This is a genomic window from Pontibaca salina, from assembly GCF_016307205.1.
Lineage (GTDB): Bacteria > Pseudomonadota > Alphaproteobacteria > Rhodobacterales > Rhodobacteraceae > Pontibaca > Pontibaca salina.
On record NZ_JAEIJD010000005.1, the window covers coordinates 202,163 to 219,769 of the forward strand.

17 protein-coding genes and 2 tRNA genes are annotated in these 17,607 nt (G+C 58.9%); 4 read left to right on the forward strand and 15 right to left on the reverse strand.

Features of this window, described 5'->3' with window-relative positions:
- Positions 1 to 30: 30 nt before the first annotated feature.
- The 7 genes from JAO82_RS08490 to modA form a co-directional block, all read right to left on the reverse strand.
- The gene (locus tag JAO82_RS08490) at positions 31 to 522 is read right to left on the reverse strand and encodes a lytic transglycosylase domain-containing protein (protein ID WP_198685930.1); all 492 of its coding nucleotides are present in this window, start codon (positions 520 to 522) and stop codon (positions 31 to 33) included.
- Positions 523 to 624: 102 nt separating this feature from the next.
- Positions 625 to 1,371 (reverse strand): MauE/DoxX family redox-associated membrane protein, encoded by a 747-nt coding sequence (locus JAO82_RS08495; protein ID WP_232897301.1) that lies wholly within the window; start codon positions 1,369 to 1,371, stop codon positions 625 to 627.
- An 86-nt stretch (positions 1,372 to 1,457) separates the two neighbouring features.
- Positions 1,458 to 1,943 carry a bacterioferritin gene (gene bfr, locus JAO82_RS08500; RefSeq protein WP_198685931.1) on the reverse strand — a complete coding sequence of 162 codons (486 nt, stop codon included), beginning with the start codon at positions 1,941 to 1,943 and terminating at the stop codon, positions 1,458 to 1,460.
- Positions 1,940 to 2,227 carry a (2Fe-2S)-binding protein gene (locus JAO82_RS08505; protein ID WP_332872508.1) on the reverse strand — a complete coding sequence of 96 codons (288 nt, stop codon included), beginning with the start codon at positions 2,225 to 2,227 and terminating at the stop codon, positions 1,940 to 1,942. Before JAO82_RS08505 ends, bfr begins: the two co-directional genes overlap by 4 nt.
- A gap of 315 nt (positions 2,228 to 2,542) precedes the next feature.
- Positions 2,543 to 3,655, reverse strand: a complete 1,113-nt coding sequence (gene modC, locus JAO82_RS08510; protein WP_198685932.1) for a molybdenum ABC transporter ATP-binding protein — start codon at positions 3,653 to 3,655, stop codon at positions 2,543 to 2,545.
- Positions 3,652 to 4,344 carry a molybdate ABC transporter permease subunit gene (modB, locus tag JAO82_RS08515; protein WP_198685933.1) on the reverse strand — a complete coding sequence of 231 codons (693 nt, stop codon included), beginning with the start codon at positions 4,342 to 4,344 and terminating at the stop codon, positions 3,652 to 3,654. Before modB ends, modC begins: the two co-directional genes overlap by 4 nt.
- A 9-nt stretch (positions 4,345 to 4,353) precedes the next feature.
- Positions 4,354 to 5,142: a molybdate ABC transporter substrate-binding protein gene (gene modA, locus JAO82_RS08520; RefSeq protein ID WP_198685934.1), complete on the reverse strand. Its 789-nt coding sequence runs from the start codon at positions 5,140 to 5,142 to the stop codon at positions 4,354 to 4,356.
- 133 nt (positions 5,143 to 5,275) lie between these two features.
- Between modA and JAO82_RS08525 the strand changes: the two genes are divergently transcribed.
- Together JAO82_RS08525 and JAO82_RS08530 are read left to right on the forward strand one after the other, a co-directional pair.
- A tRNA-Thr gene (locus JAO82_RS08525) sits at positions 5,276 to 5,351 on the forward strand.
- Between the two features lie 522 nt (positions 5,352 to 5,873).
- Positions 5,874 to 6,506, forward strand: a complete 633-nt coding sequence (locus tag JAO82_RS08530) for a DUF998 domain-containing protein (protein ID WP_198685935.1) — start codon at positions 5,874 to 5,876, stop codon at positions 6,504 to 6,506.
- A 250-nt stretch (positions 6,507 to 6,756) separates the two neighbouring features.
- Here the strand turns inward: JAO82_RS08530 and JAO82_RS08535 are convergent, their stop codons facing one another.
- Positions 6,757 to 6,954: a hypothetical protein gene (locus tag JAO82_RS08535; RefSeq protein WP_198685936.1), complete on the reverse strand. Its 198-nt coding sequence runs from the start codon at positions 6,952 to 6,954 to the stop codon at positions 6,757 to 6,759.
- Positions 6,955 to 7,481: 527 nt separating this feature from the next.
- On the opposite strand from JAO82_RS08535, the gene JAO82_RS08540 reads away from it, so the two are divergent.
- A complete protein-coding gene (locus tag JAO82_RS08540; protein ID WP_198685937.1) occupies positions 7,482 to 7,826 on the forward strand; it encodes a hypothetical protein in 345 nt (114 codons plus the stop codon).
- Positions 7,827 to 8,134: 308 nt separating this feature from the next.
- On the opposite strand, the gene JAO82_RS08545 is transcribed toward JAO82_RS08540, so the two are convergent.
- The 7 genes from JAO82_RS08545 to JAO82_RS08575 all read right to left on the reverse strand — a co-directional run bounded on the left by JAO82_RS08545 (position 8,135) and on the right by JAO82_RS08575 (position 16,718).
- Positions 8,135 to 11,485: an error-prone DNA polymerase gene (locus tag JAO82_RS08545; RefSeq protein WP_198685938.1), complete on the reverse strand. Its 3,351-nt coding sequence runs from the start codon at positions 11,483 to 11,485 to the stop codon at positions 8,135 to 8,137.
- On the reverse strand, positions 11,482 to 12,981 hold the full coding sequence (locus JAO82_RS08550; RefSeq protein WP_198685939.1) for a Y-family DNA polymerase: 1,500 nt from the start codon (positions 12,979 to 12,981) through the stop codon (positions 11,482 to 11,484). The genes JAO82_RS08545 and JAO82_RS08550 overlap by 4 nt, the downstream gene beginning before the upstream one ends.
- Entirely contained in the window at positions 12,908 to 13,495 is a 588-nt protein-coding gene (locus tag JAO82_RS08555; RefSeq protein ID WP_198685940.1) for an ImuA family protein, read from the reverse strand. Before JAO82_RS08555 ends, JAO82_RS08550 begins: the two co-directional genes overlap by 74 nt.
- A complete protein-coding gene (locus JAO82_RS08560) occupies positions 13,485 to 14,162 on the reverse strand; it encodes an SOS response-associated peptidase (RefSeq protein WP_198685941.1) in 678 nt (225 codons plus the stop codon). Before JAO82_RS08560 ends, JAO82_RS08555 begins: the two co-directional genes overlap by 11 nt.
- Positions 14,163 to 14,394: 232 nt before the next feature.
- Positions 14,395 to 14,601, reverse strand: a complete 207-nt coding sequence (locus JAO82_RS08565) for a hypothetical protein (protein WP_198685942.1) — start codon at positions 14,599 to 14,601, stop codon at positions 14,395 to 14,397.
- A gap of 321 nt (positions 14,602 to 14,922) precedes the next feature.
- Positions 14,923 to 15,597 (reverse strand): SDR family oxidoreductase, encoded by a 675-nt coding sequence (locus JAO82_RS08570; RefSeq protein WP_198685943.1) that lies wholly within the window; start codon positions 15,595 to 15,597, stop codon positions 14,923 to 14,925.
- A 197-nt stretch (positions 15,598 to 15,794) separates the two neighbouring features.
- Entirely contained in the window at positions 15,795 to 16,718 is a 924-nt protein-coding gene (locus JAO82_RS08575) for a ring-cleaving dioxygenase (protein ID WP_198685944.1), read from the reverse strand.
- Between the two features lie 435 nt (positions 16,719 to 17,153).
- Between JAO82_RS08575 and JAO82_RS08580 the strand changes: the two genes are divergently transcribed.
- A tRNA-Lys gene (locus JAO82_RS08580) sits at positions 17,154 to 17,229 on the forward strand.
- The last annotated feature ends 378 nt before the right edge of the window (positions 17,230 to 17,607 follow it).

Genomic DNA, 17,607 nt, shown 5'->3' on the forward strand with positions numbered 1-17,607 from the left:
GCGGTATCTTACGGTATGTTGCGCACCGTTTCAGCCTTTACGCAGTCCGGTTTCCACCAACATGCCGCGCCGCTTGGCCTCGTAATAATAACCGCGCGCATACCACTTGATGGCGGCGTCATGGCTGCCATCAGCCAAAAGCCACGCCCCGCGCAGATAGCGGCCAGCATATTTCAGGTTGATCTCTGGATCGAACAAATCCTTGGGCTTACCTCTGAACCCCATAGAGCGGGCAGTCGCAGGAAGAATTTGGAGCAACCCGTAATACGGCCCGTTGCGCGCCCAAGGCCGGTGCGTGCTTTCGCGAATCGCGAGACGGTGCAGCAGGGGACGCGGTAATTCGTAAAGGTCGGCGTATTTGTTGATGAGGCGGCGCAATTCAGGCGTTTCATTCGGATAAAGCGGCGGTTCTGCCGGACGCGGCGGTCGACGCTCGCGGCGGCTACCTTCGGCAGCACAGGCCGACAAAAGAATGGGCGCAGCCATGAAGGCAAGAAATCGGCGGCGAGAGGGGTGCGACATGAGTTCGGCAATTCAGTTGTTGACCTGCGCGCAGCCTAACTATTTGCCTTTGGCTGACAACCCTAGCCAGATATTTGGGCAACGGTCTGCCGATGCCGTGCCTCAACCCAGCAGCGCGCGCCCTCCCATCCATAGCGCCATCACCATCATCATCAGGTTCTCGGTCAGCGATACGAACCCCAGAGGCACATTGCTATTGCCACCCACGCAGGCGCATTTCAACTCGCGCTTGTCGATATAGACCGCTTTGAACACACTGACGGCGCCGATCGTGCCGATAAACAGCGCCACCGGGGCAGCGATCCAGATCAGCGCCCCGGCAATCATCAGGACGCCGGCCAGCGCCTCGCCAAAGGGATAGAGATAACCGTAACGCACCCAGCGCTGGGCCAGCAGGTCGTAATTCAGAAACATCGTCGAAAAGCTCTCGACATCCTGCAATTTCTGGACCGCCAGCAATGTCATGGCAATGGCGATAAACCACTCGATGGTTCGCACTGCCAGCACCGTGCCCAGCGCCGCCCAAGCCACGGCCAGCGCCATCAGGAACGACACCGCGAATATCGTGATCACTGGCTGATAGCTGGTTTCGCCCTTTTTCGTGACCGCCTTGCTGAACCATTCGCGTAATTCTTCATAGCCGCCGATGCGCTCTCCATTGATATAGGTCTGCGGCGTGGTTTCGACGCCTTCCTGCTCCATGAAAGCATCGGTTTCCTCGCGGGTGGTCAAGGGGTGGTCCTCGACACTATAGCCGTGCCGCCTCAGCAGGTCTTTTGATTTCAGGCCGAACGGGCACAGATGATCCGGCATCACCATGCGGTAAAGCTTGGCTATTTTTTCTGCCATATGCTGTCCTCCGTTTTAGAGAGAACAGCCCTCCCCTGCTAGAAGGTTCCCGGTATTTTAGCGCGTCGCGAGTGGTTTTTGCCGAACTAGTCGGCCTCTTCCGCCGATTTGGCCTGCAACAGACCATAGCTTTGCGCCCCGAGAGTGTCATAAAGGTCGATCTGGGTTTCCAGATAATCTATATGGCCCTCTTCGTCAGAGATCAGTTCCTCGAACAGGTTCTTGCTGACATAGTCGCCCACTTTTTCGCAGTAATCGCGCGCCTCGATATAAAGCGTGCGGGCGTCATGTTCGGCCGCTAGATCGGCATCCAGCGTTTCCTTGAGGTTTTCACCGATACGCAGCGCATCCAGCTTTTGCAGATTCGGGTGGCCTTCGAGAAAGATGATCCGCTCGATCAGCTTATCGGCGTGGTGCATCTCTTCGATGCTTTCGGCGCGCGATTTGCTGGCGATCCGGCCAAAGCCCCAATCTTCTTGCAGACGGTAGTGCAACCAGTACTGGCTGACCGCTGTCAATTCGCTGCGCAGCGCCTTGTTGAGATAATCTATGACCTTGGCATCGCCCTTCATGATCCGGCTCCTTCTTTGCTGGCGCGACACAGGCCGCGCAATTGCACAGGAACTTTTAAGGTGTCACAGGATCGCATTGTGTCAAGGAATACCGACATACAGCCACCACATTCAGCTTGCTTTCCTAAAGCGCGATAAACCTTGCCGGGCGTGACGATGGTGTCGGGGTTCGCCGCGCGCATCCAGTCCACGGCTGAGCGGATTTCGTGATCGGTGATTGCGTTGCAGTGACAGACAATCATGGACAGCTCTGCAACATCGCCGTCATTTTGACCGGCTGCCATTGGCGCAATTGACCCGTGGCAGCGCCGCTACGGGCCAGATACGATATGCGCGCTGTCATAGTCATTTGCTCAAAATCAACTGACGTGACAGTGACAATCGAACAGGGTCAGGCATCTGGGTTCCTCTTGACGTGGTTGGACGCTAGCTGTCTTTGCTTGGTGGCTGGCTCTGCCTTGCAACCTGACGAAATCAGTCGACTATGTCAAACCCGATTTAATCACTCGGGATAGGTGTTGGACAAAAAACTGCGATCATTCACATGACACGAAAGAGATCGTGCTTTCCGAGTATCGCTGCTGTTCTATGCCTGTGCTTTAAGTCATCGCCTGAAACTGCGTCGTCGCAGTGCCGTTGCCACCCCGGGAGGCAATGGCAAGGGTCTTGATAATCGCATGACAGGCGACGCCCGGCTTTAGCCCCAGTGCCGCGACTGAACGCTGCGTAACGTGGGACAATAACCGCCCGGCAGATGTCTGCACAGAGATGATTGCCGCTGGCCCGTCACCCAGACGCACCGCTTCGACGTGGCCTGACAGGATATTCAAGGCCGACACGCCTTCAGGACGCTGCAGAGACAGCATGACATCATGCGCCGCAATCCGAACGCGCAATGGCTTTCCAGGCGCGAGATCGACACCCGCCAGAAACAGCCGCGCCGCGCCCGCCGCCAGTTCACTTAGCCCGTCGGCGTGGCGCGCGACCACCCGTGCCTCGAGCACCGCACCGATACCTCGCACCCCCGCCGGAGCAATGGTCGGGTCGCCGAACACCTCGGCGGGCGACCCCACTCGCGCCACCCTGCCATTTTGCAGCGCGACAACCGTCGTGGCCAGCCGCACGACCTCAGCGGGGGAGTGGCTAACATAGAGAATCGGCACCGCCACTTCGTCGCGCAGCCGCTCGAAATAGGGCATGATCTCAGCCTTGCGCGCCTCATCAAGGGCCGCCAGCGGCTCATCGGCCAGAATCAGACGCGGCGCTGCCAACAAGGCGCGACCGATCGCCACGCGCTGCTTTTCGCCCCCCGACAAAAGCGCAGGGCGGCGGTCCAGCAGGTGACCGATCCCCAGCATTTCAACCACACGCGATAGGCTTTCGCCCGGCCCGTCACGACGCGCAAACCAGCTTGCATAGCGCAGGTTCTGGCGAACCGTGAAGTGTGGGAACAATCGCGATTCCTGAAAGATATAGCCCAGCTTGCGCCGATGCGGCGGCAACCAGAGCCGTTGCGCACTGTCTTCCAGCACCCAATCATCCAGTGCTATCCGCCCCGCCTGCGCTTTAAGAAGCCCGGCCACCGCGTTGATAACCGTGGTTTTACCAGATCCTGACTGCCCAAATAAAACCGTCAGCCCCGCCGGTGCTTCGAACGACACATCAAGATCGAACTGCCCCAGCCGATGCGTCAAGGAAACCGACAACGTCATATGCCAGCCACCCGCCGGGCAATGCGCCGCGCCAGAATTTCCGAAAGGAACAGCGCGCTCATCGCAACCACCACCGACACTAGGACCAACCGCATGGCCGACCCCTCTCCTCCCGGCACTTGGAGAAAGGCATAGATTGCCGTGGGCAAGGTTTGAGTTTCACCGGGAATGTTGGAAACGAATGTGATCGTTGCGCCGAATTCGCCCATCGCCTTGGCAAAGGCCAGAATTGCACCCGCGATGATACCCGGCAGGATCAGCGGCAAGGTGATGCTGACGAACACCCACATTCTCGAGGCTCCCAGCGTCGCCGCCGCCTGTTCCAGTTTGGGGTCGACAGCCTCGATCGAAAGGCGGATGGCGCGCACCATCAGCGGAAATGACATCACACCCGCCGCCAGCGCCGCACCGGTCCAGCGAAAGGCGAAAACGATGCCGATTTCCTGCAACAGGCTGCCCACCGGCCCGCGGGTTCCGAAGGTCAGCAATAGAAGATAACCGGTCACCACCGGCGGCAGGATCAGGGGCAGGTGCACAATGCCATTCAGGATCTGCTTTCCCGGAAACGACCAGCGCGCCAGCGCATAGGCCACGAAAACACCCAGCGGCAGCCCGGCCAGAGTTGCCCAAAACGACACCCGCAACGACAATGCCACCGCTTGCCATTCTTCCGGCCCGAGCCACTCCATCAGTCAGGATCAATCGGCCATGACAATGAAGCCCTGAGCCTCAAACGCATTGCGCGCAGCCAGAGTACGCAAAAACGCAAGGAATTCGCTCACCGCAGGATTGTCACGTCCGGTCACCGCGGCGGCCGGATAAACAATTGGTGGATGGCTATCGGCCGGGAACGTGCCGATCACGCTGATCTTGTCAGTGGCGGCAGCGTCCGTGGCATAAACGATGCCCAGCGGTGCCTCACCGGTTGCCACCAATGCCAGCGCCGCGCGCACATTATCGGCCTGAGCAACCTTGGGCGCGACCGCATCCCACAAGCCCAAGCTTTTCAGCGCGGCCTTGCCATAGATGCCGGCGGGCACGGCATCGACCATCGCCATGGCCAGATGGTTTTCGCCCAGCATCCCCGGCAGATCCAATTCCGGGCCAATATCGACTTTGTCGGCCTCGCCATGGGCAATCAGCACGATGACATTGCCCAACAGGTCAACGCGCGTTTCCGGCACGATCAACCCTTCTTTTTCCAGCGCATCCATCCAGCCGGGATTGGCCGAGATGAACAGATCGGCTGGCGCCCCCTGCTGTATCTGGCGCGCCAGTGCAGACGACCCCGCCAGCGACACTGCGAGATCATGGCCCGTCGCCTCGTTGAACCTGTCCGACACCGTTTGCATGGCATTTTTCATGCTAGCCGCCGCGAAAACGGTAACCTGATCCGCCCATGCGACAGCGGGCAGCACAAGCGCGGTCGCAAGGACCGAGACGACGGCCAAGCGTCTAAAAACGCCGCTAAAGTAAGCAATAAGCATCTCGTAAGGCTCCGCACCTGACTATATCGCATTGTTGCAGTATCCGACCCGTCGTCTTGTATGCAAGCTCTATCACCCGTCGGTGTTTTTCCGGCTTGTGTAGCTATATATTGAATGCTAAACGGCCCGTATTGCCCCTATAGCTCAGCTGGTAGAGCAACTGATTTGTAATCAGTAGGTCCGCGGTTCGAGTCCGTGTGGGGGCACCATCACCAATAACCTAGACAGCGAGATGGCTATATTTAGCTGAAGCGATGCATCAGCAGCATCGGGGCTGCACAGATACCGCGACTTCAGACCTTGGCTCCGGGGACAATAATAGCCGAGATGCGCAGCCGCGCGAATCGCGGGTATTGTGATCGCCGGTTCAGTTGCCGGCGAGATTTTCAGAATATCGGTCAAGGAGAACGGCAAGTCAGTTAACGCTGCGCGACCTCACGACACGTTAAAGCATCTAGTCTTGAACCGGATACATTGCCGGAAGCCTTAAACGATACCACTTCGGGGAAATGGTCGCCGGACGAGACGATGCAGGTTTGAGATAGGTCAGCGCGCACTCTAGTGGTATCGTTGTGCGGTCAAGATTTCTCAGGGCATGGCACCGCATACAACTGTCGGCTTCGCAGCACCCCCCTGCTCGACACCGTCCCTTGAATCCGGCTGTGGTCGGGTGGCAGCCCAATTGACTGAGGCCGCTCACTTTCGCCGTGTTCGACAGAGGGAATTGAGTAATGAGAGATGAATCTGGCGTGCAGGGCAGATCTGTGAGCTCTGTACTTATCTATGTGCTTGGCTGGTATGCCATCTTAGGCTGCGTTTTGTTGGGAATATCGGTTCTGATTGCCGATTTTCTCGTTCCCCACCATGACTGGATCGCAGATACTATCAGCGATCTGGGGGCCGGCAAATATGAATTCATTGTAGATATAGGCATCTATTCATTTTCAGCCTCTCTCGTTTCGATCGCCTTGCTGGCCGCGCATGTCTATCTAGAGGGATGGCGCTGGGGTATCGGCGTTATCGGCTTTGCCGTGCTGGGATTGCTCGTATTTTTGGTGGGTGCACGCAATGAATATGGTGATAATGATAGCGACGGCGTGGTCATCCACGTTTATCTTGTCTATGCGCTGGGTTTTTTATTTGCTGTTCTGCCATGGGCTATGTCGCAAGGTGCCAATCGCATCAGCGCGGCCTATCGGCAGACATTGATTGGACTGTCAGTTCTCTGGGCGTTTTCCGCGCCTATTTTCTTTTTCTTGCCTGATAGTGTGGATGGGGTCTACGAGCGCTATCTCGGACTGATCGCCTTCTGCATAACGATCACGATGGCACGCCTTTTCATCCATTGCGCAAAAAGTCTGTAACCTGCTGCGGCCTTCGAGCCCCCCGCAGACAGCAGCATTGGCCCGCACATAACATATCACTCACTATGACTCGACTGGCATCAAATGCGGCTGAACCATGCCAGGGCTACGATAAAGACACGCAAGCGGGCACCTGCCCTTTGACTGCCTCTATCGTGGGCTTCCACTCAAATAGCCCCCCCACCACAGATCCGGCAGTCTCACAGGTGCCCATCCCCGGAAGTAAATTCAATTATCAATGACTGGAGCTCTAACCAAATATATTTGCAAGCTCTCTGATCATTTGCTCGTCTGTCAAAACCTTTCCCGCGTTGAGTCTTTCGAGACTCTTGCTTGCTTTGTTGAACTCCTTCTGCGTCAGCTTGCCGGCATCAAAACGGTTGACGACCATAGTCTGGATCTGCTCCCTCGTCTTTCCTCGCAACATAGCTTTGGTTATCTTTGGCATTTTCAATCTCCTTGTTGTGACCGCATCACAAGCGAAACTTTCAAAGGCTTATTGCTCAACACAGCAGAATCACGAAAACCCAATCTCGGGACCCTCCCTACGGTTAAATTAATCCACATATTACAGCGCGTCGTGTTTCTTTAACTTAACCCTACTGATTCCCCAAGACTGGCCACTTTCATACAGAAAATCACTTCAGCATTCAGTCTTAAATCTTTCGGGTAGAGAATTGATCATTTAGGACTTAACTCTACACCTTTTCGGCTAGTAGGTTAAATCAAAACAATAAACAAAAGCTCATTAAACGATCTCAACAAAACACCACAACCAGCTGTAACCAAAGGGTGAATAATTAAAAATAACGCTACGACAGGAATCCGTAAACGCAGCAAAAATTTACTATATTTATGATTAGAGATTTGCGCATAAATATATGATACATAAACAAGCACCCTTACCGATAAGAGGATTGGCTTGGTAAGGCGTGCACTTTAACCACTTAGGAATTATCAACTGGGGAGAGCGAGATGTCTATTGACTTAAGCAATGTATCTGGTGATGCGAATAAATTCGTTGACCAAGTAACGAAAGGCATTGGGGACATTGCCCAACAGTTAAAGGTCAATAAAGCGTTGGTTTTTAACCACACCGACAAGCCGGTAAACTTCTATGTATATAACTACGCCGACAACCTGTATTGGATTTCAGCGATGCATACGCTTGTTGCCCCGGGCAAGGTGGGCGCTGTCGCGGCATCTGGTGTAAGCTTTAAAGTGCACCCGGGTGACAATACAGAACATCAATTCCTAGTCGAGCCAGGAAAGGCATATCTTTACCATGGCCCTGGAAGTGTTGAAGAAGTGAAGGAATAGAAATTATTTCAGTGCTGCCGGCTAAAGGTCGGTAGGGTGGTTTACGGGCGGGACGCATTTGCGGCGCATGGCGTCCTGCTCAAACATGAAAACCAAAAGGAGCGCTGAGGACGCTGAAAGTCTGGACTCATTGAGGTTCATAGCCAGTAGATGACGGTTGCCGCGAGTGCCCTCATAGCTGTCGCTCGATAGTTCATCGTAAACGCGAATGCGTTGTACAATTCTCGTTGAAAGCGGGCGATCAGGCCGCTTGAGAAATACAGGTCTAGCCTCCGCCGGCCAATCGCCGCCCAGAGCCGTTTTGCCAATCAGTGGAAATCCCGACTCGCAAAGAGTGTCTTCGCCTGATCGCGGGGATGGCGCGCGGTGGAACGAATACTGCCTCCGGGCGGGCGTCGGGTCTCGTCGGCGCGACCGTCATTCGTCGCGATCGGCACACCCTGACCAAGGGTCGAAAGCAACGGCGAAATATCTTCGACCTGTTCGGCAATCAGGTGGACCACTTGCCCCTCGCGCTGAACCCGACCCGTCACGCGCAGCAGACGGCCGGCGATTACCGCCTTGCGGAATGTCTCATAGACCTTGGTCCAGATCACCACATTGGCGACGCTGGTCTCGTCTTCCAAGGTCAAGAATATGACCCCTGAGGCGGTGCCGGGGCGCTGCCGCGTGATGACGAGACCGGTCACGGTGATCCGCCCGGTGGCCTGCGCCAGTTGGGCATGCGGCAGACTTTCCGGTAGGCGGGGCCGCAGCAGCTCCATCGGATGGGCCCGCAAGGATAACCGCAAGGATAGGTAATCCTCAATGACCTCCTGGCCGAGCGTCATGTCGGGTAATGTGACCTCGGGCTCGGCCTCCCCTTCCCCGTCAGCACCAAAAAGCGGCAGGGGCTTTGGCCCCTGAAGCGCACGTGCGGCCCAAAGGGCGGCGCGGCGGTTGAGACCGATCTGCGCGAAAGCATCGCCCTCGGCCAGCCGCTCCAGCGCCGTGGGAGGAACCCCGGCCCGACGCCACAGGCTTTCCACATCGGGATATCCGTTGCCGCGCGCGGCGGCGATCCATGTGGCATCTTCTTCGCGCATCCCCTTGATCTGACGAAACCCAAGCCGCAGCGCCAGCGCGCCATCCGGGCGCGGCTCCAACGTGCAGTCCCAGAGCGAGTGGTTGACCGAGACAGGGCGAATCTCGACACCGTGCTCGCGCGCGTCGCGCACCAGCTGCGCGGGCGCGTAGAACCCCATCGGCTGACTGTTCAGCAGGGCGCAGGTAAAGATCGCCGGGTGATGGCATTTCAGCCAGGCCGAAACATAGACCAGCCGCGCGAAGCTGGCCGCGTGGCTTTCGGGAAAACCGTAGGAACCAAACCCCTCGATCTGGGCGAAGCAGCGTTCGGCAAAGTCGGCCTCATAACCGCGTGCGAGCATGCCCGAGACGAAACGTTCGCGGAAGGCACCGATGGTCCCCATGCGCTTGAAGGTCGCGAGCGATCGACGCAACCGGTCGGCCTCGGCGGCGGAAAACCCTGCAGCAATCACGGCGATCTGCATGGCCTGTTCCTGAAACAATGGCACACCATAGGTGCGGCCCAACACCTCCATCATCGCCGGGCCGAGATCTTCGACTTTCTCCTTTCCTTGACGGCGGTTGATGAAGGGATGCACCATGCCGCCCTGGATCGGGCCGGGGCGCACGATGGCCACCTCGCAGACCAGATCGTAAAATCTGCGCGGTTGCATGCGCGGCAAAAAATTGAGCTGGGCGCGGCTTTCGACCTGAAAGACGCCGATGGCGTCGGCGCGGCAGAGCATGTCATAGACAGCCGGATTCTCTGGCGGAATATTGGCCAGTGTCAGGTGCTGCCTGCGATGATCCGCCAAAAGTTCGAACGCCTTGCGGATACAGGTCAGCATGCCAAGCGCCAGAATATCAACCTTCAAAAGCCCGAGCGCGTCGATATCGTCCTTGTCCCATTCGATGATGGTGCGGTTTTCCATCGCCGCATTCTCGATCGGACAAAGTTCGTCCAGTCGGCCATGGGTGATCACGAACCCGCCCACATGCTGGCTCAGATGCCGAGGAAAGCCGATAATCTCGCTGATCAACCTTGTGGCCAGCGCGATGCGACCTTCGGCTGGATCGATGCCGGCATCACGCATGCGGTCCTCCGAAGGCGCAGTGACGGACCAGCCCCAGATCTGGCCGGAGAGCCGGGCGATCACGTCCTGAGACAGTCCCATCACCTTGCCCACCTCGCGGATCGCCGCGCGCGAGCGGAAATGAATCACCGTTGCGGTCAACCCGGCGCGCTCGCGGCCATAGCGCTCATAAATCCACTGGATCACCTCTTCGCGGCGCTCGTGCTCGAAATCGACATCGATATCGGGCGGCTCGCCGCGTTCCTTGCTGATGAAGCGCTCGAAGATCAGCGTGATGCTTTCGGGGGGCACTTCGGTCACCCCAAGCAGGTAACACACCACCGAATTCGCCGCCGAACCGCGGCCTTGGCAAAGGATGCCTCTTGAACGGGCAAAAGCCACAATATCATGCACCGTCAGGAAATAGGGTGCATAGCCCATCTCGCCGATAAGTTTCAGTTCCTTGTCGACCCGGGCGACGATCTGGGTTGGCGGTCCTTCGGGATAACGCCACTGCACCCCCGCGCGCGCCAGCCGTTCGAGCCGGGCCTGCGCGGGCTCGCCGTCGCGCGCCTCATCCGGATAATGATAACGCAGATCGTCCAACCGAAACGCGCAGCGATCGGCAATCTCCAATGTGCGCCGGAGCGCTGCGGGGTGGCGATAGAACATGCGCGCCATGTCGCCCGGCGCTTTCAGCCGACGCTCGCCATTGGTCAGCCGGTGCTCCCCGATATTGTCGATTGTGCAGCCGATCCGCAGACAGGTCAGCACATCGGCCAGCGGGCGGCGGGCGGCGCGGTGCATCATCACCTCGCCCACCGCCACCATGGGCAGCCCGCTAGCCTGAGCCATCTGCGCGAACCGATCCAGCCGCAACGGATCGCGCCCATCATAGACCGGCGCCGCTCCAAGGAAACTCTGGCCGGGAAAAGCCCGCAACATCTGGCGGAGATCGCGTGAAATATCTGCCGGGCGCGGTGTTGCAAAAGGATCCGGCGGAAGCGCGATCAACACCATACCCCGGCCCCAGTCAAAAAGGTCGGCGCGTGTCAGATGGCACTCGCCCTTCGATGCACGACGCTTGCCAAGCGAAAGCAACCGGGTCAGTCGCGACCAAGCGGGGACATCGGTGGGCAAGGCCAACCAGTCAACCGCGCTGTCGGTCAATACGATCCGTGCGCCCGCGATCAGCTTGGGCAAGGGTCTGCCGGCGGGAATCAGCGGGCCGTCTTCCCGCAGGCGCATCGTTTGCCGGCTGGAATGATCGGTGACCTGACGCGACCGAATGCTCGGCGCCTCCTGAGCCGCGCCGCTTGCGTGCTGTTTTTCCTCGCGCAGCCGCTCCAGTTCTTTCAGGGCCGAAAACGCCCGCACCACGCCCGCCACCGAATTGCGGTCGGTGATAGCGATGGCGGCAAGGCCCAGTTCGGCGGCGCGGGTGACCAGTTCTTCGGGATGCGAGGCGCCGGTCAGGAAGGTGAAATTGCTGGTGACGCAAAGTTCGGCATAGCCGGTCATGGAAACTCTCCTTGGGCAAACCAGTGCTGCGCCGACCATGCGGCAGCCTGCGGTGTGTGAAACAGCCACAGGCGCAGCCCCTCGCGCGTCTCCACCCGCCAGTAATCGCGCAGGCCCGTGCGCCAAGCGGGATCGTCAAACCACCATTCCGGCGCGATCCGTTCCGGCCCGGTGGCGCGCAGGGTGGTGAAGGACATGTTTCGCCAGCGGAATGCCGAAGGTGGATCGCCGGGCCTGCCACCACCCCGCGCCCTGACGGGTTCGGGCGAGAAAATCATTATCGGCCGCGCCGGCCCCTGGTGCAGCGGCGGCGTCTCGGCCACGCTATAGGCCGCCGGGGCCAATAAGAAGCTGCGCTCGGGGATGTTGCTCTGAGCCGGCAACAATCGCAGCACCCGGTCAAAACCAAGCCGGTTGCCAAGCGTGGAAAATAGATCCGCCAGCGCATCGGTCTCGCAAGGGACGACATTTTCGCCGATCTGCTCTGGCGGCAGGTCTTCGGTCACATGAGCCACCAGGCGCATCATCTCAATGCCAAATCCGGCCTCGACCTCTCCGACTCCTTTGGCAAAAAGCGCAGAAATACGATCCGGGTCGCGCATCGGGCGCGCCAGACCGATCTCGATCTGCGCGGTTTCCCGGTCCACGCGCTGCAGTTCAAGACGCAGACGCCGCGCACCGCGCTGATGGCGTGCTAATGCCGCGCACAGACGTCCGAGAAGACGGTCAAGCCCAGCCATCACATCGGCAGTGAGACCGATGGGCTCAGGCAGGGTCATCCGCACCCCGAAATACGGCAAATCCGCTTCCGGCGAGACCGGTTCAGGCTGAGTCCCAAGCGCCTGATCGAGCCGCAAAACGAGATCGCTGCCGAACCGTCGTGCAAGGGGCCCCCGCGGCAAGGCAATCAGATCGGCAACGCGCTTCAGCCCCATACGAAAAAGCCCCTCGGCGACCTTCCGGTCGATACGCAAGGCACCAACGGGCAACGAAGCAATGCCTTCAGCCAGTCCGCCCTCGGGCAGGATACCGCCACCGTGACGGGCCAGGGCGCAGGCCGCGCTGCGGGTTTCGGCAATGGCGCTTTCCGCCGTCAGCCCGGCGCGCGCCAACCGTGCGTGCAGATCGGCGCGCAACTCCGCCTCGCCGCCGAAAAGATGCGGCACGCCGGTGATATCGGCAATCAGTCCGTCCGCGCCGTCACGCGCCACCATCGGCGAATAACGCCCGGCCCACCGCCGCAAACCTGCCAGCGCCGCCGCTTCCCGCACCAGATCGGCCGGCCGGGTGATAAGCCCGGGGCAGATCGCGCGTGCATCGGCCAGCGCCATGCCGCGCTGCAGGCCCTGTGTTTCGGCCGCACGGTTCAGACAACAGACATGATCGACATTCCCTGATCGGTGGACCAGGGCGAACGGTCCCTCAACGGGACGTCTCCGCAACGCTGTCTCGCTCGCCAGCCGCGGAAACCAGATGGACAGCAGCCGTCTCGCCATTCCAATTTACAATCCAATCGCCCTCTGTTCCCTTTTTGTTCTTTTTAAGGGACCAGTGATGCGGAGTCGAGTCCAGATCCGCACCAGGCAGCGGCGCGCAATGCCAGCGCGTCTCGGCCGCGTTGCTGCCCTGCCCTTCGCGGATCAGCATCAGCCCGGTGGTCCGACCTGCTTCTGCGGCGAGTTGCAGCCGTCGCCCGGCGATGAGCGAGAGTGGCTTTTCCGGCTCGGCAATCACCAGCCCCACACCGGGAGAGCGCAGACATTCCTCAACCGCCCACAGAAGATCAAGTTCGCTGCTTGGCCGAATGACATGCAGTCGCTGGCCAACGCCCTCTGGCAGACCGCGCAACATGGGCAGATGCGGGGCATGAGCGGGCAGCGCCCAAATCAGGGGGCCATCATGTCGGGCCGCCTGCAGCAGTGCGAAGCTACGCCGCCCAGACCCTTCGGCCTCATGAACCCGGGCACCAGCCAGCGCAAGTAGCTTCATCGGCACAGGTTCAGGCACCATCCTCACGCACCCCCTCTGCCACGATCTGCAACATTCCGTCCGACAAAGGACGCTGCAGCTTCAGCGCCTCGCTGGTCGGAGCGGTCAACCAGGTCCGCCATTCCTGCGGCTTGGTCAGAATCACCGGCATGGCCTTGGGGTGGACCGGAGCTACCTCGGCATTCGGCGGGCAGGTCAGAAAGCCGAACAGCTCCGCCGTTACCTCGCCCTCCTTCAGCTTGCGCACCGAGGTCCACTCCGTGCGCAACCCGGCAAAGAAAACAAGCGGGCGATCTTGGCCCAGAGCGAACCAGACCGGCGAGTTGCGCGGCGCCCCCCGTCGCTGATCAAGCTCGGAAAAGCTGGTGAACGGGACAAGGCAGCGATGTTCCACTCCGAGCCAGCGCCGCCAGTGCGGCGAGGCCACGTTGCGGATGTTGGTGACGCCTTTATCGGTGCGCTTGCCTTCGAGAAACTTTGCCGGCGTCGGCATCCCCCAGCGCGCCATTGTCAGCCGCCACTTACCCGCGTCACCCCGAATGATCGGCGCCGAGTAATCCGGCCAGATCCCGGTCATCGCCGGAAGATTGCCTGTTTCATCGACGAGCTTCTCGCCATCTTCAAGCATGCCGTCGAAGACATGGCGCATCGCGTCCTGACTTTTGGTCTGCGAATAGAGGTTGCACATTGCTGGACTCACTGGATTCGGGGTAAGCTTTCGAGTGAGAACAATGACAGAACATAGCGCCGCTGAAAAGGCTCGAGGGCACTGCCCCGCGTCGTGGCCAAGGTTGATTGGCTCAACCTAGGAGGGTGTCTTTAAAAACAAACCACCGGCCTATGATGACATAGGCCGGTGGCGGATTTAATAATCAGAGTGCGTTGCGCAGCAGACCGCACGGGCGGTCTCTATGATCAATTCAGGCCTTGGCGTCTTCCTCACCACTGGCGAAACGATGCAGATACTGACGGCTCATTCCCATATCGTACAGGCATCTGTCCGATGTGTGGCTGAGAACGATATCCGCCTGGCGGTGCATCGCACGGTCGGCGAACCATGATACAAGACGTTGAAAGAGGGAAGGCTGCGGGGAGTTGTTGGCGCTGCTGAAAACGAGGTCGGCCATGGTGATATTCCAGTCTTGGATTTACGTACATGCAGCTCTGTGCTGCACTCGCGAGATGGATCATTCTCTCGCGCTTTAGAAGACCTCAAAGCGCATAGCTGCCATGAGAAAATTGCGCAGCTTCCACTTCGACAAAGCCAGCGATTCTGGACCGTTGCTTTAAAGCAATACCTTAGAAAATTCATGGGCTTGTAAAGCTTTCTGCCCTTGCAGGTTTTGCCTGCCTATTTGACCCCGCGCAGCCATATTCGACCGTAGCGCAACAGGGCGCCGCGCATCGATGCGCATTTCAACTTCGCCCGTGTCACAGCGGAAGGTTGGTTAGTTCATCGGCATGATAAAGACTTCGCGAATGCTAGCGCGGGGCGCGGCCTCCAGCGCGAACAAAACAGAGCTTGCGATATCTTCAGACTTCAGCTTTTCCGGCTTGGCGGCGTCAAAAAAGGGTGTGTCCACCATTCCCGGCGCAATCACCGTCACACGCGCACCCCATTCCCGGAACTCGTCGGCAAGGTTGCCGGCATAGCCATGCACGAACCACTTGGTAGCCGAATAGACCGACCCCTTGATATGCATGCGCCCTGCGGCTGATCCGGTGAGAATCAAATGTCCCTGATTTTTCTGGAAGTAGGGGGCAACCACCTTGGCTGTCCAGAGGACCCCCATCACGTTCAGGTTCACCAGTGATTGCCAGTCATCTGGCTCGCCTTGCAGCGTTCCGGCGGCAGACGCTCCGCGACCAGCATTGGCGAAGGCCGCAGTCACATCGCCAAAATGCGCAGCAAGTTTATCGACAGCCTCCTGCTGCTCTGCCAACTGGGTGGCGTCACCGGGAAGGGCCAAAGCCTTATCGCCCAGTCCTTCGACCAGCGCATCCAGCTTGTCCGCGGAGCGTGCGAACAGGCCGACTTTCCATCCTTGTGCGACGGCCATACGTGCGGTCGCAGCACCAATCCCTGATGATGCACCTGTGATGAATAGTGTTTTATCTGCCATGTCTGCTCCTTCCGGTCTTGGTTCGCACCAACAGATAGAGTGATAGAGACGACAGGCCATAGCGGCCCTACACACGTATCTTGGAAGCCGACAACATTCTTGACGTTATTACCTTGCGCTATGAGATGCGGAGACATCGATCCGATTTTCAAAGGCATCGGGCGGGGTGCCACGCGTCTTTAACCCAGGCGCACTGCTCATGCCGGCATCCGGATCTCGGGCAGGATCTGTTCGATGCGGTCGCGCTGTGCCTCGTATTGTGCCGGCAGTTTCAACGCTTCACCCAGATGTTCCGGGTCTTCATCCACGGTAAAACCCGGTGGATCGGTGGCAATCTCAAACAGCACGCCACCCGGAGTGCGGAAATAGATCGCATCAAAATACTGCCGGTCAATCACCGGGGTCACCTGCATGCCGATTGCGCAAAGACGCTCGCGCCATTCCCGCTGCTCCTCGGCATTGCGTGCGCGGAAGGCGACGTGGTGAATGGTGCCCGCACCGGGCCGCGCGTTTGAGCGCGCATCCGAGGTCATCAGATCCACGGCCGAGCCGCGCTCGGGTTCGGTCGAACGATAGCGCAGGCGCATCTCGCTGCCGCCCGTGCCGCCGGTGGCTGTGGTCTCGTCAGCCTCGCGCTCATAGCCCATCGCCTCCAGCACCTTGGCGGTGGCGTCCACTTGGTCAAGCCAGAGCGTCACCGAATGAAAGCCTCCGTCCCGTACACCGCCTTCGATCAGTTCAACCCGAAGGCCATCCGGGTCTTTGAGGGCAATGGCACGTTCGCCAAAACGCTCGAACGGGCCGTCAAAGCCCACGGCGGCTTCAGCAAGGTCCGCCATCCGCTGGTCGAGGTCAGCCACGGCATAAGCGACCGCCGACGCCATGCCCGCGCCGGCGCGGCCGGGACCGGCATCAACGAAGGGAAAGAACGTCATGATCGAGCCCGGTGCCGCATCGGCGTCACCGTAATAAAGATGATAGGTGTCCGGAGCGTCAAAGTTCACCGTGCGTTTGACCAGCCGTTGCCCCAGCATGCCAACCCAAAAGTCGAGATTGCCTTGCGGCGGGCCGGAAATCGCAGTGACGTGGTGCAGGCCAGGGATGACTGTGGATTGAGACATAGTGCTTACTCCTGTGAAACTCCGCACCGGCGCGAACAAGGCCGAAACGAATGTTGCGCTCAACGATTGGGGCCTTATGTAGCTCGCGAGTGTCTAAGAGAAAGTGCGGTGCGCCTGCTTTTCTGGACAGGATAGGAGCATAGGTCAGTGCTCTTTGCTCCTGTCACATGCACGGCCGAATCTTGCTGACCTGCCCGTCGATGCATCTGGTTGGCATCACTGATCTTCCGCAAGTTGGGCCCGCCTTTGATCGACGCTGGAAGGATAAAACCGGTGGCAAGTCGCACCCATCGCATCATTTCAGGAATGCAAGCCCCGACCACGGACAGAAAAATTGAATTTCGTCCAAAATATCGACATTATGCAGTTGATCCCCTCCAGCAAACTGTCCTAGAGAGCGTCATAGACGCAGGAAACTGCTTCTAAACAATGAGTGGGCCGTTAGCTCAGTTGGTAGAGCAACTGACTTTTAATCAGTAGGTCGCTGGTTCGATCCCAGCACGGCTCACCACTCAAACCAATGACTTAGACCGAAAATAACCCCGCCAAATGAGCGGGTTTTTTCTGTTGGGAACCACCGGGGAACCGCAGCGGGGCTGTGTCGCGGAAATCGTTTCCGGAGAATCACGCGAAAGTCGGTGATGCTCTTAGGGGCGGCGTATCATGGCGGTGTTTAGGCACCGTCGATTCCCTGCTGAAGCCTTCGCGACGCCCGCCAAACTCAACAATTCATTTGGCGGGCTGATAGCGGTGGCACGAACGCCGCAAGCCGGATCAAGACATTCAGTCGTCCCCACCGCGATAGCGGTGATAGGGCAAGGGGTTCCAGACCCGCTGGTTCAGGGCCTCTGCTTCCGGCACGGGCGGAGTGGTGTTCAGCAGCCCCTTG